This window comes from Methylobacterium sp. Leaf361, from assembly GCF_001424445.1.
Classification (GTDB): domain Bacteria; phylum Pseudomonadota; class Alphaproteobacteria; order Rhizobiales; family Beijerinckiaceae; genus Methylobacterium.
Genome location: NZ_LMPY01000001.1, coordinates 37,171 through 52,534, shown reverse-complemented (window position 1 = coordinate 52,534; position 15,364 = coordinate 37,171). Strand labels below are relative to the sequence as shown.

Genomic DNA, 15,364 nt, shown 5'->3' with positions numbered 1-15,364 from the left:
AGGACTCGGACGTTTGGGCAGCCCTCTTGCCAACCTCACTCTCGCGCACGACGCGGAGGCGATCGACAGCACCGCGCGCCATCCTGTGGCGATCATCGACATCGGCTCCAACTCGGTCCGCCTCGTCGCGTACGACGGACTGACCCGGGCGCCGACGCCGCTCTACAATGAGAAGGTGCTCTGCGGCCTCGGCCGCAACGTCCTGACGACCGGCCGCCTGAACGAGGAGGCGGTGACGCGCGCACTCGCCGCCCTGGCGCGGTTCCGGGTGCTGTGCCAGACGATGCGCGTCAGGCAGGTCTACGTCCTCGCCACGGCGGCGGCGCGGGACGCCGAGAACGGGCCCGACTTTCTCCGCGCCGCCGAGGCGGCCTGTGGCCAGGAGATCCAGCTCCTCTCCGGGCGGCGCGAGGCCGAGCTGTCGGCCCTCGGCGTGGTCTCGGGATTCCACGCGCCGAACGGCGTCGTGGGCGACATGGGCGGCGGCTCGCTCGAACTCGTGGACGTCCGCGGGGCGGTCGTCGGACAAGGGGTGACCATGCCCCTCGGCGGCCTCGCCCTGCAGGACCTGTCCGGCGGCTCGGTCAAGAAGGCCGCCAAGATCGTCCGCGAGTACATGCGCAAGGCCGCCCCGCAGCTCGAGACCCTGCGCGGGCGGACCTTCTACGCGGTCGGCGGCACGTGGCGGGCCATCGCGCGGCTCCATCAGGCGGCCCGCGGCTACCCCGTCCACGTGATGCACGGCTACACGGTGGAGCCCACCGACGAACTCAGCTTCCTGCAGGTCGTCGAGCAGACCGACGTGGCGCTGCTGCAGGACGTCGACGCGATCTCCGAGGCGCGGCGCCCGCTCCTCGCCTACGGCGCCGTCGTCCTCGAGGAGATCATCCGGGTCGGGCGCCCCCGCGAGGTGGCGATCTCGGCATCGGGCGTGCGCGAGGGCCTGCTGTTCGAGCAGCTCGACCGCGACACCCGTCTGATCGATCCGCTGCTGGCCTCGGCGTCGGAATTCAACGTTCTGCGCGCGCGCTCGCCCCGCCACGGCGAGGAGTTGATCACCTGGACGGACCAGTTCGTCGCGACCCTGGACGGCCACGAGACCACCGACGAGCGCCGTCTGCGGCACGCCGGCTGCCTGCTGTCCGACGTCGGCTGGCGGGCGCATCCGGATTACCGCGGTGAGCAGAGCATCGCGGTGATCCAGAATGCCGCGTTCGTCGGCGTGGATCATCCGGGCCGGGCCTATCTCGCCCTGGCGGTGTCCCTGAGGCACACCGGCCTGGCCCCCGAGAAGGCGAACCCGATGCTCCGGAGCGTGGCCGGCCCGCGCCTGTTCGAGCGCGCCCGCCTCCTGGGCGCCCTGCTCCGGATCGCCTTCCCGATCTCGGCCGGCATGGACGGCGCCCTCGGACGGGCGCCGCTCACCGTCGAGGAGGGCCGGGTGGTGCTGCGCTTGCCGCGGGACTGGGAGGCCCTGAACGGGGACCGCCTGCTGAACCGCGTCCGCGGCCTCGGGCGCATCATCGGCCTGGACGGGCGGGTCGAGCTCGCGGACGACGCGCCCTGATCCGCGCGGCGCGGGCGCCGAACCCGGCCAGGTCCTCGCTCGTCGCCGCGGTCCGGTCTCGCACGATGGCCCGGGCCCGTCGCGCGGGAGAGCTCACGCGGGCCGAGGCCGAGGGCGGCCTCGTGACCGTCGCACCGGCGCTCACCGCACGCCGCCGGAACGGTGAGCGTGCGCCTGCCGACCGAGATCGCCGCGGTAACGTCGGCTTAATTCACGAAGCCAACTTTTTTATTGGTTGATGTCGATTCTTCTCTGAATCCGGAATAAAGCGCGCCGCCCGCAAAATATGTCGGCGCGATAGACTGTCGAACACTGCCGAGCGGCAGCGTGAACGCGCGCGCCGTTCGCCCTATGATGCGAGCAACACGCAGATCCCACTCGCACATCGGAATGTTCACGCGATGAGATGGCTTGGCTACGTCTCGATTCGAGTCGTCATGTGCACGACGATACTCGCCATGGCGATGATGTTACTGGCTTACGCGGGGAATGCTCTGTTCGACGCGCGTCTTCAGGCGCGACAGGCCCGGGACGCGGTCACGCTGACCCGCGCGAGTCGCCAGCTGCTCGGGACGATCCTGCCGACACGCCTCGAGCGGGGGGCAGCGCTCGCCCTGGGCGGGGATGCGTCCGCCGACCCGGAGAGCCTGAAGGCCTACGCGACGAACCGGGACGCGATGGTCGCGGGCTTCGCGAGCGTTCAGGACCTGCTGCGGGACCGGGATCTGCCCTCCGTGACGGCGACGATGGCGAGGCTCAACGCGGCGCAGGACGCCGTGAACCTGCTCCGCCCCCGGATCGATGAAGCCCTGCGCGTACCGAAGCCGAAGCGGGACCCGGCGCTGCTGCCCGCCGTGCTGACGGTCTTTCAGGAACTTCTCGACGCGCTGACGGCGACCACGGACGCCGTGGATTCGGCTATTCCGCGCTCCGACGCCGTCCTGCAGCACTACCTCGTCCTCAAGCGGTCCGCCTGGGCGACCCGTGTCGCGATCGGGAACGTCGCCCTGCGCGTGCAGACCTCGCTGGCGGCGGGAACGTCGTGGTCGCTGCCCGAGACCGTGGCGGCGGCAGAGGAGCGGGCGCGGGTCCAGTCGGCGTGGTCGAGCACCAGCGAGGCCGCCGCCCAGAGCTCGGACGCCGTGCGGTCCGCGTTCGAGAAGGCCAAGCGCAGCAATTTCGAAGGCGAGGCGGCGGAGGCGGCGCGCGCGATCTTCGACGCCCTGAGCCAGCATCGCGCGTCCCCCATCACGTTCCAGGACCTCCGTAAGCGAAACAGCGTCGAGCAGATGACGATCGTCGATCTCGCCAATGCCGCCCTCGCCGAGATGGTGGCGCGGGCCGAGAGCCTCGCCGCGGAGGCGGACCGCGTTCTCCTGCACAGTGCCGCGGCGCTGCTGGCCGTCCTGCTGCTCGTCGGGCTGGGCCTCATGGCTCTGTTCGGGGGCGTGCTGCGCCCCCTCCGGATCATCGCCACCGCGATGCGCGCGCTGACGGGGGGCGACACCGCCGTCGCCGTCCCGGTGCGAGCGTACCGGAACGAGTTCGCGCCGATCATGGTGGCCGTGCAGGCCTTCCGGGACAATCTGATCCGCACGCGCGACCTCGAGGCCGGGGCCGAGCGGGCGCGGCTGGACGCCGACGACCAGCGCCGGGACAGCCTGCGCCAGATGGCACAACGGTTCGAGGAGGCCGTCGGAGGCATGATCGGCTCGGTCGCGTCCTCGGCCAACGCCCTGCAGGTCACGGCGCAGACGATGACCGCGACGGCCACCCAGACGGCCGGGCAGTCGACGGCGGTCGCGGCCGCCGCCGAGCGGGCCTCGAGCAACGTCAACACCGTGGCGGCGGCCGCGGAGGAGCTCGGCACCTCCGTCCAGGAGATCGGGCGGCAGGCCGACGGGTCGGCGGATCTCGCGCAGAGGGCCGCGGCCGAGGCCGACCGGACCGCCGCGCGCGTCCAGGACCTGAGCAGCGCCGTGGACCAGATCGGTGCCGTCGTGGGGCTGATCTCGTCGATCGCCGAGCAGACCAACTTGCTGGCGCTCAACGCCACCATCGAGGCGGCCCGCGCGGGCGCAGCCGGCCGCGGCTTCGCGGTGGTGGCTTCCGAGGTGAAGGCCCTCGCCGCGCAGACCGCCAAGGCCACCGACGAGATCTCCGGTCAGATCGCGCAGGTGCAGGCGTCCACCGGGCAGGCGGTGGAGGCCATCGCGGCGATCACCGCACGGATCCGCGAGATCAACGGGGCGGCGACCACGATCGCGGCGGCCGTCGAGGAACAGGGTGCGGCGACCCAGGAGATCGTCCGCAACGTCGGGCAGGCGGCCACCGGCACAGGCGAGGTCACCACGACCATGACCGGCGTCGCGCAGGCGGCGGAGGGCACCGGCCTGGCCGCGAGCCAGGTTCTCGCGGCGGCCTCCGCCCTGTCGGACCAGTCGGACCGTCTGACCGCCGAGGTCGAACGGTTCCTGGCGAGCGTTCGCGTGTCCTACGCGGTCTCCGCCGCCCAGGTCGCGATCGTGCAGCGCAGCTTCGCGACGGTGCAGGCGCTCGGCGACACCGCGGCAGAGCAGTTCTACGGGCGCCTGTTCGACATCGCGCCGCAGGTCCGGTCGCTCTTCCCGGACGACATGACCGCGCAGAAGCGCAAACTCGTCGCGATGCTGGCACTGGCGGTGGCCAACCTCGACAAGCCGGAGGCCCTGGTCGCCGCCGTGCGCGATCTCGGGGACCGGCACGTCGGCTACGGCGCGCTGCGCGCGCATTTCGAGGCGGTCGGGGCGGCACTGCTCTGGACCCTGGAGCAGGGGCTCGGCCCGGACTTCACGCCGGAGGCGCGGGAAGCTTGGACCGAGACCTACCGGGTCATCGCCGGCCTCATGACGATGACCGGAGCCGCGAAGGCCGCGTGACCGGGTCAGGCGTCAGGCGTCAGGCGTCAGGCGTCAGGCGTCAGGCGACGCGATCGGAGAAGATCGCCTTCTTGACAACGGCGTGGACGCCCCAGTTGCCGTCCACGACCTGCGTGATCCCGAAATCGACCGCCACCGACATCAGCGAGATCGCCTCGTCCTCCGTGAGGCCCTTCGCGTGCATCAGGAACTGGCGCATCTTCCGGAAGGCGTCGCGCATGGCGAGGTCGATCGAGGATTTCTGGAAGATCGCGCTCTGCGCGTCCGGACCGAGATCCCGCAGGTAGTTCGGGTAGCTGAAGCCGGACAGAACCCAGTCGTCCCGGGTCTCGATCATCGGGAAGTCGAGCGCCTCCAGCGGCGTGCCGGGCAGGTCCGCCTTCTTGTGCAGGATGAACTGGAAGGTGCCGGTGAGCGAGCACTCGATCGCGGTGCCGCACAGTTCGGAATCGCCCTGGCTGGCGTGGGGATCGCCCACGGAGAACAGGGCGCCCGGCACCGCCACCGGGTAGTAGAGGGTCGCGCCCTTGCCGATCCGCCAGTTGTCGATGTTGCCGCCGGTGTAGCTCGGCGGGATCGTGTTCACCCGGTCGGCCTCGGCGGGCGCCACGCCCATCGTGCCGAAATGCGGCCGGATCGGCACGCGGATACCCTTCAGGACCTCGAAGGTCTTCTGGGTCTTCGTGTGGTCCACCGGCAGGCCGGGATAGTCGATGGTCGGGTGGGAGACGCCGAACGGGTCGGTCACGCCCGGCCAGCGGAAGCTGTAGACCGCCCGGGCCCAGTCGCGCTCGCCGGTGGCGTCGACCTCGTAGATGGTCACGACCTCCCGGGGTTTATCGCCGGTGATCAGGTCGTTGTAGTGGTAGCCCCACCACGCCGCCGCGTTGCTGCCGAAGGCCAGTCCCTTGTACCTGGGATTGGCGCAGGGGCGGGGGGCGACGTCGAGGATGCGCACCTCCAGGACGTCGCCGGGCTCGGCGCCGCGGATCGCCACCGGGCCGGTGCAGATGTGCACGCCGAGGCCACCGCCGGGGCCGACCTTGGCGTCCATGGCGCCGGCTCCGCGGGGCGAGACGCCCATCTTGTCCTTGGTCCAGAGATAGACGCTCTCGGCGCCCGGATCGCCCTGGATCATGCGCTCGGCATCGTCGCTCGCCTGGTGGGTGAGCGTCTCGATCGTGACGAAGTCGCCCGAGCCGATCTCGACCTTGGGCTTGAGGCTGCGGCTGAAGAAGCCCCAGTGGACCGTCTCGGCATTCGCCGGCAGGTGGTAATGCGCCGTGGCGGCGATCTTGGCGCCGCTCGCCTGGGCCAGGGCCGGGCTCACGAGCGACGGACCGCCGGCCGCGAGGGCCGCGGCCGCGGCGCCGGTCGCCGCGAAGCCGCTCTTCAGGAAGGCGCGCCGCTCAGGCTCGAGATCCCGCCGGAACCGGCGGCGGTGCTCCTCGAAGGCGTGGCAGGTTGGATCGTCGCCCGCGCACATCGCGTCGTCTCCCGGTGGTTTCGTGGTCCCGGGGCGGGCAAGCAAATCGACGGCCACGCTGGCGGCCGCCGACGGGCGCCCCTCACTCCGAGAGCATGCCGACGCCGCCCTCCTCGGCGCGCGCGACGGCCTCGTCCGCCTGGGCCTCGACCACGGCGGCGGCCGTGACGTTGACGATGCCGCGCGCCGTCACCGACGGCGTCAGGATGTGGGCGGGCTTGGCCGGGCCGATCAGGAGCGGGCCGACCGGCAGCGCGTCCGCCAGCACCTTCGCGAACTGGAAGGCGATGTTGGCGGCGTCGAGGTTCGGGAAGATCAGGACGTTGGCCGCGCCCTTGAGGCGCGAGCCCGGCAGGACGCGCTCGCGCACCATCTCGTTGAGGGCGGAATCGGCTTGCATCTCGCCGTCGACCTGCAGCTCGGGATTCCGCGTGTGCAGGAGCGCGAGGGCGTCGCGCATCTTCATCGCGGAGGGCGAATCCGACTGGCCGAAATCCGAGTGGCTGAGGAGCGCGATCTTCGGCGTCATCCCGAACCGGCTGACGTGGCTGGCGCAGGCCTGCGCCACGTCGGCGATCTCCTCAGCGGTGGGGTTCTGGCGGACATGGGTGTCGGCCAGGAAGTAGGCGCCGTTATGCGTCACCACGAGGCTCATCGCGGCGCACTGCTCCACGCCCGGCGCGAGCCCGATCACGTCGCGGATGATGCGCAGGCGCGTCTCGAACCGGCCCTCCAGGCCGCAGATCAGCGCGTCGGCCTCGCCGCGGCGGACCGCGATGGCGCCGATCACCGTGTTGTTGGTGCGGACCAGCGTCCGGGCCGCGTCCGGCGTGATGCCGCGGCGACCGGCGACTTCCAGGTAGGTCTGGACGTAGGCGCGGTAGCGGGGATCGTCCTCGGGATCGATCAGCTCGAAGTCGCGGCCGTGCACCATCGACAGGCCGAAGCGCTTCAGGCGGGTCTCGACCACCCGCGGCCGGCCGACCAGGATCGGCAGGGCGACCTTGTCCTCGACGATCGCCTGGACGGCGCGGAGCACGCGCTCGTCCTCGCCCTCGGCGTAGATCACGCGCTTGGGCTCGGCCTTCGCCTTCGAGAACAGCGGCTTCATGATCAGGCCGGACCGGTGCACGAACCGGTCGAGGCTCTCGACATAGGCGTCGAGGTCCGGGAGCGGCCGGCCGGCGACGCCGGAATCCATCGCGGCCTTGGCCACCGCCGGGGCGATGCGCAGGATCAGGCGCGGGTCGAACGGGCTCGGGATCAGGGATTTCGGTCCGAACGGCCGGGCCTCGCCGCCGTAGGCGCGGGCGACCACGTCCGAGGTGGTCTCGTGGGCCAGGCCCGCGATCGCCTTGACGGCGGCCTTCTTCATCTCCTCGTTGATCTTGTGGGCGCCGACATCAAGCGCCCCGCGGAAGATGTAGGGGAAGCACAGGACGTTGTTGACCTGGTTCGGGAAGTCCGACCGGCCGGTGCAGATCATGGCGTCCGGCCGCTCCTTCTCGGCCAGATCCGGCATGATCTCCGGGTAGGGGTTGGCGAGCGCCATGATCAGCGGCTTCTCGGCCATCTCCTTCAGGTACTCGGGCTTGAGCACGCCGCCGGCCGACAGGCCGATGAACACGTCCGCCCCCGGGATCACCTCGGCGAGCGTCCGCTTGTCGGTCTCCTGGGCGTAGACGTCCTTCCACCGGTCCATCAGCTCGGCGCGGCCCTTGTAGACGACGCCCTTGATGTCGGTGACCGTGATGTTCTCGCGGGTCGCTCCGAGCGACACGAGGAGGTTGAGGCAGGCCAGAGCCGCCGCGCCGGCGCCGGACGTGACGATCCGGACGTCGGACAGGTTCTTGCCGGCGAGTTCCAGGCCGTTGAGGACGGCGGCGGCCACGATGATCGCGGTGCCGTGCTGGTCGTCGTGGAAGACCGGGATGTTCATCCGGGCCCGGCACTGCTCCTCGACCTCGAAGCACTCGGGCGCCTTGATGTCCTCGAGGTTGATGCCGCCGAAGGTCGGCTCGAGGGCGCAGACGACGTCGACGAGCTTCGACACGTCCTTCTGGTCGACCTCGATGTCGAAGACGTCGATGCCGGCGAACTTCTTGAACAGGACGGCCTTGCCCTCCATCACGGGCTTCGAGGCGAGCGGGCCGATATCGCCGAGGCCGAGCACGGCCGTACCGTTGGACAGCACCGCCACGAGATTCTGGCGCACCGTGAGTTCGGCGGCCTGCTGCGGGTCGTCGTGGATCGCCATGCAGGCCGCGGCGACGCCGGGCGAGTAGGCCAGGGCGAGGTCGCGCTGGTTGCCGAGCGGCTTGGTCGCCTGGATCTCCAGCTTCCCGGGCTTGGGCAGGCGGTGGTAGACGAGCGCCCCGGCCTTGAGGTCCTCGGACATGTTATCGGCCATCGCCCACGCTCCCGCTCACCTTTTTCACCGAGGACGACGCGGTCGCGCATCGCGCGGGCTCGCGTCATGACCGGTCTGTTGCACCGGCTGCGCAGGGGGCGCAACCCGCACAACGAGACCCGGATCCACCTCGCCGAGCTGGCGAGGACCCACGGGTTCTCCATAGGCGCTTATTCGTACGGGCGTCCAAAAGTCCGCTTCCCGGAGAGCGGGCGGCGGCTGACGATCGGCCGCTATTGTTCCATCGCTGACAAGGTCGAGATCCTGCTCGGCGGCGATCACCGCCTCGACTGGGCGTCGACTTATCCGTTCGCGGCGATGCGCGGGCTGTTCCCGGACGCCGCGGCGCCGGAGGATTTCCACGCCTCCCGGGGCGACGTGGTGATCGGGCACGATGTCTGGCTCGGATCGGGCTGCATGATCCTCTCGGGGGTGACCGTCGGGCACGGGGCCGTGGTGGCGGCCCGCGCCGTGGTGACCCGCGACGTGCCGGCCTACGCCGTGGTGGCGGGCAACCCGGCCAAGGTCGTGCGCCACCGCTTCGACGCGGCGACCGTGGAGGCGCTCGTGGAGGCGGCGTGGTGGGACCTCCCGCACGACGCGGTGACGCGGCTGGTGCCGCTGCTCCAGAGCGGGCGGATCGCCGACCTGCTCGCGGCGTTGCGCGCGGGCGCGGATTCCCGTACCGGCGGAGCCCTCCACGAAGACCATCCGAGATCCGGACGATGACCGACACGCCCCCCGACCGCCTCGCTTCCAACCCGAACAGCCCGTTCTATGACGAGAAGGTGCTGGAGCGCGGGGTCGGTGTCCGGTTCAAGGGCGTCGAGAAGACGAACGTCGAGGAGTACTGCGTGAGCGAGGGCTGGGTCCGCCTCTCGGCCGGCAAGGCCCTCGACCGGGCCGGCAACCCGATGACCGTGAAGCTGAAGGGTACCGTGGAGCCCTACTTCCGCGACCCCGCCGCGGACGCCTGATCCGCCACCCGCGCCAGGGCGGCCTCGAAGTTCCGGACGGCCTCGCGGACGAGGTTCCCGATCTGATCCGAGGAGCGCGGCCCGTCGATGACGAGGCTCGCGAGGATATCGGAGCGCCGGGCGCGCTGCTTGGCGGTGCGCCGGTGGTTCGAGACGCGCAGGTGCCAAGCGCAGTCCGGTCGCCGCAGGTAGAGGCTGTCGCCGCGCTCGTTCCGGGCGACGATCGCGAAGCCGTCCGCCTCCAGCATCCGAGCCGCGCAAGCGAGCGTCTTCAGCGGCGGGAGAGGCCCGTCGGCGGTCACGGCCCGGCCGGCTCGATCGTGCCGAGGCGGCGCCGCCCGAGCGCGCGCGCCTTCAGCGACAGGGCCGGCCGCTCGACCCCGTACCAGGACAGCGCCGCGACCGGCAGCGTGAGGGCGAGGGCCGGCACCAGCAGCGCGGGCCCGGAGGCGGCCGGCCACAGGGCGTGCAGGGTCTGCTGGACCGGCCAGCCGTAGAGATAGATCCCGTAGGAGAGGTCGGCCGCAGGGTCGAACAGGCCGCGCGCGAGGGGGCCGAGGGCGAGCCAGACCACGCCGTAGGCCTCGGCGAGGAACAGCAGGGCCGGGTAGGCCGGCGTCCGCGCGAGGACGAAGGCGCCGAAGACCAGGCAGGCGAGGGCCGCCGCCGAGACACGCAGGCGGTCGCGCCACAGGTAAAGACACGCCCCGGCCGCGAAGATCAGCGGCAGGCGCAGCGCCGTCTCGGTGCCCTTGGGCAGGTCCGGACCGCGGAGACCGCAGGCGATCGTCAGGGCGAGCGCCAGGCCGGCCACGATCAGGGGCGCCGACCACCGGCGCCGGAGCAGGCCGCACAGGGCGGCGACGAGGACGCCGAGGTAGCACAGCACCTCGTACTTGAGCGTCCAGACCGTGCCGAGGGGCGCCCGGTAGGGATTCGCTTCGAAGACGCCGGGGAGGGCGGCGTTGCTCTTGAAGGTCGTCAGCGTCCCGCGGATGAACGACCACAGGGCGGGATCGCGCCAGTACTCGGTGACGGGCAGGCGGGTCAGGGCCGCGCCGAGCCCGAGCGCGACGACGAGCGTCGCCGCCACGAGTCCCGGGAAGATCCGCAGGGTCCGGGCGAGGGCGTAGTCCCGGAGGCCGCGGCGGTCGCAGCTCATGGTGACCAGGAAGCCCGACACCGCGAAGAAGCCGTTCACCGCGTGTTCGCCCAGCGTGTAGCCGGTCAGCCGGGCGAGGGGCTCGTCGCCCGCCGCGCCGGTCGCGACGCTGAACGCGTGGGACACCACGACGGCCAGAGCCAGCATCAGCCGCAGGCCGGTGAAGCCGTTGCGCCCGCGCGCCAGCGCGGTCGCGATCGTCGGCGCGCTCATCCGGTCAGACCCTCGCGGGCCAGCGCGGTCCGGCCGCGCAGGAAGGCGAGGGCGCCCGCGGCCGAGCCGCCGTAACGCTCGAGCCCGGCCCGCCGGAGGACCAGACCCGACAGCAGCACCTTCGGCAGGTTGGCGCCCAGGACGGCGAGGCTCGGGTCCGGGAGGCCGTACTTCCGGCTGACATAGGCGCGCGACCACGCCTGATGCCAGCGCGCGCGGAACACGCGTCCCGGCTCCGGCGCCGACGATCGGCCGCGACCGTGCAGCGCCTCGGCGCGGTGGACGTGGATCAGGGCGCGGCCGCTGTCGGCCACGCGCCGGCACAGGTCATCGTCCTCGTAGAACAGGAAGATGTTCTCGTCGAAGCCGCCGAGATCGAGGAACAGGGCGCGCGGCATCATCAGGCAGGCCCCGGAGAGGAACGGCGCGCAGGCATCGCCCTGCGGCAGCGCGAGCCGGCCCGCGGGATTGGTCAGGTAGGGCGCGAGCAGGGACCGCGCCTGGAAGAAGAAGCGCCCGTCGGGTTCGACGAGGCGCGGGGCGATAAGCCCGGCATCCGGCCAGGTGCGGGCCGCGTCCAGCAGGGCGTCCACGGTGCCCGGCCGCAGCACGACGTCCGGGTTGACGACGAGGACGTGCTCCGCCGTCTCGGCCGCGCGGACGCCCCGGTTGTTGGCGCGGCCGTAGCCCTCGTTGCGGGCGTTGCGGATCACCTGCGCGCCGGCCGCCTCCGCGACCGACGCGGAGGCGTCCCGGCTGGCATTGTCCACGACGATCGCCGGCACATGCTCGCCGGCGAGCGCCGCGAGACAGGCCGGCAGCACGTCGGCGCTGTCGTGGGCGACGACGATCGCGACGAGGCTCGCCACCGCGGGGGACTATGGGCGCCTCAGGCCTTCTTCTCGGGCAGGTTGAGGCGAATGTGCAGCTCGCGCAGCTGCTTGGGGGTCGCCTCGGAGGGCGCGCCCATCATCAGGTCCTCGGCGCGCTGGTTCATCGGGAACAGCACGACCTCGCGGATGTTCGGCTCGTTGCACAGGAGCATGACGATGCGGTCCACGCCCGGCGCGATGCCGCCGTGCGGCGGGGCGCCCATGCGCAGGGCGTTGAGCATGCCGCCGAACTTCTGCTCCAGCACCTCGTGCCCGTAGCCCGCGATGGCGAAGGCCTTCTCCATCACGTCCGGACGGTGGTTGCGGATCGCGCCCGAGGACAGCTCCACGCCGTTGCAGACGATGTCGTACTGGAACGCCTTGATCCCGAGGATCCGCTTGGTGTTCGCGCCGTTCTCGTCCTCGCTCACGAGGGCGTCCAGATCGAGCGCGAGGAATTCCTCGCGGTCGATGTTCGGCATCGAGAACGGGTTGTGGGAGAAGTCGATCCGCTTCTCCTCCTCGCTCCACTCGTACATCGGGAAGTCGGTGATCCAGCAGAACGCGTACTGGTCCTTGTCGCAGAGGCCCAGCTCGTCGCCGATCCGGACGCGCGCCTTGCCGGCGAGCCCGGCCGCCTTGGCCTCCGGACCGGCGGAGAAGAACACGGCGTCGCCCGCCTTCGCGCCGGAGCGCTCGGCGATCAGGGCCTGAACCTCGGAAGGGATGAACTTGGCGATCGGCCCCTTGCCGGTGAGCGCGCCGTTCTCCTCCTCGAACACGACGTAGCCGAGGCCGGGCGCGCCCTCGGAGCGGGCCCAGTCGTTGAGCTTGTCGAAGAACGAGCGCGGCTGGCTCGCCGCGCCGGTCGCCGGGATCGCCCGGACGACGCCGCCCGAGGCGACCACACCCTTGAACGCCTTGAACGCCACGTCCTCGCGGGCGAACAGGTCGGAGACGTCGGCGATGATCAGCGGGTTGCGCAGGTCCGGCTTGTCGACGCCGTATTTCAGCATCGAGTCCGCGTAGGTGATCCGCGGGAATTCCTTGGTGACGCGCTTGCCCTCGGCGAACTCCTCGAACACGCCGCGCAGCACCGGCTCCACCGCCTGGAACACGTCCTCCTGGGTGACGAAGCTCATCTCGATGTCGAGCTGGTAGAACTCGCCCGGCGAGCGGTCGGCGCGGGCGTCCTCGTCGCGGAAGCACGGCGCGATCTGGAAGTAGCGGTCGAAGCCCGCGATCATCGTCAGCTGCTTGAACTGCTGCGGCGCCTGCGGGAGCGCGTAGAACTTGCCGGGATGGACCCGCGACGGCACGAGGTAGTCGCGGGCGCCCTCGGGCGACGAGGCTGTCAGGATCGGGGTCTGGAACTCGAAGAAGCCGCCGTCCCGCATCCGGCGGCGGAGCGAGTCGATGATCGCGCCGCGCTTCATGATGTTGGCGTGGAGCTTCTCCCGGCGCAGGTCGAGGAAGCGGTACCGGAGCCGCGTCTCCTCCGGGTACTCAAGGTCGCCGAAAACCGGCAGCGGCAGCTCGCCCGCCGGCCCCAGCACCTCGAGGTCGTCGATGTAGACCTCGACCGCGCCGGTCGGCAGCTCGGCATTCTCGGTGCCGGCCGGGCGCGTGCGCACGCGCCCGTCGATCCGCACGACCCATTCCGAGCGCACGGCCTCGGCGGCCTTGAAGGCCGGGGAGTCGGAATCGATCACGCACTGGGTCAGGCCGTAATGGTCCCGCAGATCGACGAACAGCACGCCCCCGTGGTCGCGGATGCGGTGGCACCAGCCGGAGAGGCGAACACTCTGCCCGACATCGGACGGGCGGAGCGCCCCGCAGGTGTGGGAACGGTAACGGTGCATGACGGGCTTCTTCTGTGGGAAGGCCGGCACCATTCACGCGAGGCCCCCCAAGTCAAGCGCGAGGCGCGCAGAACGGCGCCGAAAGCCGGGCGCGACTTGCCCGCCGGCCTACCGCAGAAGACCCCGAATCCCCATATCATCTCCATGAACGACAACCTCTTTTTCGATCTGGAGCGCCCCGCGAAGGCGGCGCCCGAACGCGCCGCGGCCGGGTGGCGGACGCTGCCCCTCGAGGGCCGTTTCGACCTCGTCTACGAGGACGCGGCCGGGGCCTGGAGCAACCGCTCCCTCGACGCCCGCGAGCTCAGGCTCGGGCCGGGGCGGACGCTGCTCGGCGGCATCGATACCCGGCGCGGCGGCTATCGCGGGTTCCGGGTCGACCGGATCCGCCGCCTCGTCGACGGGGCCACCGGCGAGCGGATCGAGACCGGCATCCTCGACCGCCTGCTCGCGCGCGCCGAGGCGCAGCGTCGGGCCGACGCGCTGCGGATTCGCCGGCAGGCGCGGGCGCGCCGGAAGGCGGCGGTCGCGGCCGTGGCGTGATCGCGGTCGCCGGGCCGCGCGTGAACGCGTGAAAGATGGGGACCTGCGAAGCCGCGTCTCCCCATGTCCGCCGCGGTTGCGTATAGCCGGTTCATGGACCTGATCACCACCACTGACGCGCTGCGCCAGATCTGCACACGTCTCGCCGAGCAGCCCTTCGTGACCGTCGACACGGAGTTCATGCGCGAGACGACGTATTATCCGAAACTGTGCCTGATCCAGATGGCGGCACCGGACGGGACCGGCGTCCTGGTGGATCCGCTGGCGCCGGGGATCGACCTCGGGCCGTTCATCGCCCTCATGGCCGACGAGGGCACCGTCAAGGTGTTCCACTCCGCCCGCCAGGACCTGGAGATCATCTGGCTGATCGGCGGGATCCTGCCGCACCCGTTCTTCGACACGCAGGTCGCCGCCATGGTCTGCGGCTACGGCGATTCCGTCTCGTACGAGCAGCTCGTCAACGACGTCGCGAAGGCCAAGATCGACAAGTCCTCCCGCTTCACCGACTGGTCGCGGCGCCCGCTCTCGGAGGCGCAGCTGACCTACGCGCTATCCGACGTCACCCACTTGGTGAAGATCTACGAAGTCCTCGTCGCCGAGCTGCTGCGGACCGACCGCGGCGCGTGGCTCGACGAGGAGATGGCGGTGCTGACGTCTCCCGAGACCTACCGCGCCGATCCCGCGCAGGCGTGGCGCCGCCTCTCCGGCCGCATGCGCAAGCCGCGGGAGATCGCCGTGCTGATGGAGGTCGCGGCCTGGCGCGAGAGCGAGGCGCAGACGCGCAACGTGCCGCGCGGGCGCGTCCTGAAGGACGAGGCGGTCATCGATATCGCCTCGGCGGCGCCGCGGAGCGCGGAGGCGCTCGGGCGGCTGCGGACGATCCCCGCGGGCTTCGAGCGCTCCCGGACCGGGGCCGACATCGTCGCCGCCGTGGAGCGCGGTCTCGCCCGCGACACGAGCGCCGTCCGGATGCCCGAGCGCGTGCGGCGGAGCGGCGGCAACGGCGCGATCGTCGAGCTCCTGAAGGTCCTGCTGAAGGCGGTCTGCGAGGCCGAGGGCGTGGCGCCGAAGATCATCGCCACGGTCGACGATCTGGAAGCGGTCGCCGACGACGACGACGCCGAGGTCCCGGCGCTGCAGGGCTGGCGCCGGACGCTGTTCGGCGAGAAGGCGCTGGCGCTGAAGCAGGGACGGCTGGCCCTCTCGGTCGAGTCCGGTCGCATCGTGGTCCGTCCCCTGGAAGCCGAACCTGTCGGCGGCGGCGCCGACCCGGACCGATGACGCCGCGGCGGCACTGACCGCACAATCCGCACTGGCGGGCGTGACTCGCCGCGGGTCCGGGATTAAATGGCAA

Annotated in this window: 12 protein-coding genes; 6 read left to right on the top strand and 6 right to left on the bottom strand. The window is 71.3% G+C overall.

The annotated features are described in order from the left end of the window. Window positions 1-13 precede the first annotated feature (13 nt). Together ppx and ASG32_RS00275 are read left to right on the top strand one after the other, a co-directional pair. Window positions 14-1,567 (top strand): exopolyphosphatase, encoded by a 1,554-nt coding sequence (ppx, locus tag ASG32_RS00280; RefSeq protein ID WP_056521209.1) that lies wholly within the window; start codon window positions 14-16, stop codon window positions 1,565-1,567. A gap of 401 nt (window positions 1,568-1,968) precedes the next feature. Then, a complete protein-coding gene (locus ASG32_RS00275; protein ID WP_056521205.1) occupies window positions 1,969-4,485 on the top strand; it encodes a methyl-accepting chemotaxis protein in 2,517 nt (838 codons plus the stop codon). A 40-nt stretch (window positions 4,486-4,525) separates the two neighbouring features. On the opposite strand, the gene ASG32_RS00270 is transcribed toward ASG32_RS00275, so the two are convergent. Both ASG32_RS00270 and ASG32_RS00265 read right to left on the bottom strand, forming a co-directional pair. After that, window positions 4,526-5,971, bottom strand: coding sequence for an acetamidase/formamidase family protein (locus ASG32_RS00270; RefSeq protein WP_020091809.1), 1,446 nt, complete (start codon window positions 5,969-5,971; stop codon window positions 4,526-4,528). Window positions 5,972-6,053: 82 nt separating this feature from the next. Further along, on the bottom strand, window positions 6,054-8,381 hold the full coding sequence (locus tag ASG32_RS00265) for an NADP-dependent malic enzyme (protein ID WP_020091810.1): 2,328 nt from the start codon (window positions 8,379-8,381) through the stop codon (window positions 6,054-6,056). Between the two features lie 66 nt (window positions 8,382-8,447). On the opposite strand from ASG32_RS00265, the gene ASG32_RS00260 reads away from it, so the two are divergent. Next, entirely contained in the window at window positions 8,448-9,110 is a 663-nt protein-coding gene (locus ASG32_RS00260; protein ID WP_199866061.1) for a CatB-related O-acetyltransferase, read from the top strand. Continuing rightward, on the top strand, window positions 9,107-9,358 hold the full coding sequence (locus ASG32_RS00255; protein ID WP_020091812.1) for a DUF3297 family protein: 252 nt from the start codon (window positions 9,107-9,109) through the stop codon (window positions 9,356-9,358). The genes ASG32_RS00260 and ASG32_RS00255 overlap by 4 nt, the downstream gene beginning before the upstream one ends. On the opposite strand, the gene ASG32_RS00250 is transcribed toward ASG32_RS00255, so the two are convergent. The 4 genes from ASG32_RS00250 to aspS are packed head-to-tail and all read right to left on the bottom strand — an operon-like array spanning window position 9,328 to window position 13,467. Beyond that, a complete protein-coding gene (locus tag ASG32_RS00250; RefSeq protein WP_082557695.1) occupies window positions 9,328-9,660 on the bottom strand; it encodes a hypothetical protein in 333 nt (110 codons plus the stop codon). The genes ASG32_RS00255 and ASG32_RS00250 overlap by 31 nt on opposite strands. Beyond that, the gene (locus tag ASG32_RS00245; protein ID WP_056521203.1) at window positions 9,657-10,733 is read right to left on the bottom strand and encodes an acyltransferase; all 1,077 of its coding nucleotides are present in this window, start codon (window positions 10,731-10,733) and stop codon (window positions 9,657-9,659) included. The genes ASG32_RS00250 and ASG32_RS00245 overlap by 4 nt, the downstream gene beginning before the upstream one ends. Further along, complete coding sequence (locus ASG32_RS00240) at window positions 10,730-11,602, bottom strand: glycosyltransferase family 2 protein (RefSeq protein WP_056521200.1); 873 nt, start codon at window positions 11,600-11,602, stop codon at window positions 10,730-10,732. Before ASG32_RS00240 ends, ASG32_RS00245 begins: the two co-directional genes overlap by 4 nt. A 20-nt stretch (window positions 11,603-11,622) precedes the next feature. After that, entirely contained in the window at window positions 11,623-13,467 is a 1,845-nt protein-coding gene (gene aspS, locus ASG32_RS00235) for an aspartate--tRNA ligase (protein WP_056521197.1), read from the bottom strand. A 144-nt stretch (window positions 13,468-13,611) separates the two neighbouring features. Between aspS and ASG32_RS00230 the strand changes: the two genes are divergently transcribed. After that, window positions 13,612-14,010, top strand: coding sequence for a hypothetical protein (locus tag ASG32_RS00230; protein ID WP_082557721.1), 399 nt, complete (start codon window positions 13,612-13,614; stop codon window positions 14,008-14,010). A gap of 93 nt (window positions 14,011-14,103) precedes the next feature. Then, the gene (gene rnd, locus ASG32_RS00225) at window positions 14,104-15,291 is read left to right on the top strand and encodes a ribonuclease D (protein WP_056522182.1); all 1,188 of its coding nucleotides are present in this window, start codon (window positions 14,104-14,106) and stop codon (window positions 15,289-15,291) included. The last annotated feature ends 73 nt before the right edge of the window (window positions 15,292-15,364 follow it).

Bases quoted from the DNA above. Each gene is read 5' to 3' on its own strand.
- ASG32_RS00275 (WP_056521205.1), top strand. From the start codon at position 1,969: ATGAGATGGCTTGGCTACGTCTCGATTCGAGTCGTCATGTGCACGACG.
- ASG32_RS00270 (WP_020091809.1), bottom strand. From the start codon at position 5,971: ATGTGCGCGGGCGACGATCCAACCTGCCACGCCTTCGAGGAGCACCGC.
- ASG32_RS00265 (WP_020091810.1), bottom strand. From the start codon at position 8,381: ATGGCCGATAACATGTCCGAGGACCTCAAGGCCGGGGCGCTCGTCTAC.
- ASG32_RS00260 (WP_199866061.1), top strand. From the start codon at position 8,448: ATGACCGGTCTGTTGCACCGGCTGCGCAGGGGGCGCAACCCGCACAAC.
- ASG32_RS00255 (WP_020091812.1), top strand. From the start codon at position 9,107: ATGACCGACACGCCCCCCGACCGCCTCGCTTCCAACCCGAACAGCCCG.
- ASG32_RS00245 (WP_056521203.1), bottom strand. From the start codon at position 10,733: ATGAGCGCGCCGACGATCGCGACCGCGCTGGCGCGCGGGCGCAACGGC.
- aspS (WP_056521197.1), bottom strand. From the start codon at position 13,467: ATGCACCGTTACCGTTCCCACACCTGCGGGGCGCTCCGCCCGTCCGAT.
- ASG32_RS00230 (WP_082557721.1), top strand. From the start codon at position 13,612: ATGAACGACAACCTCTTTTTCGATCTGGAGCGCCCCGCGAAGGCGGCG.
- rnd (WP_056522182.1), top strand. From the start codon at position 14,104: ATGGACCTGATCACCACCACTGACGCGCTGCGCCAGATCTGCACACGT.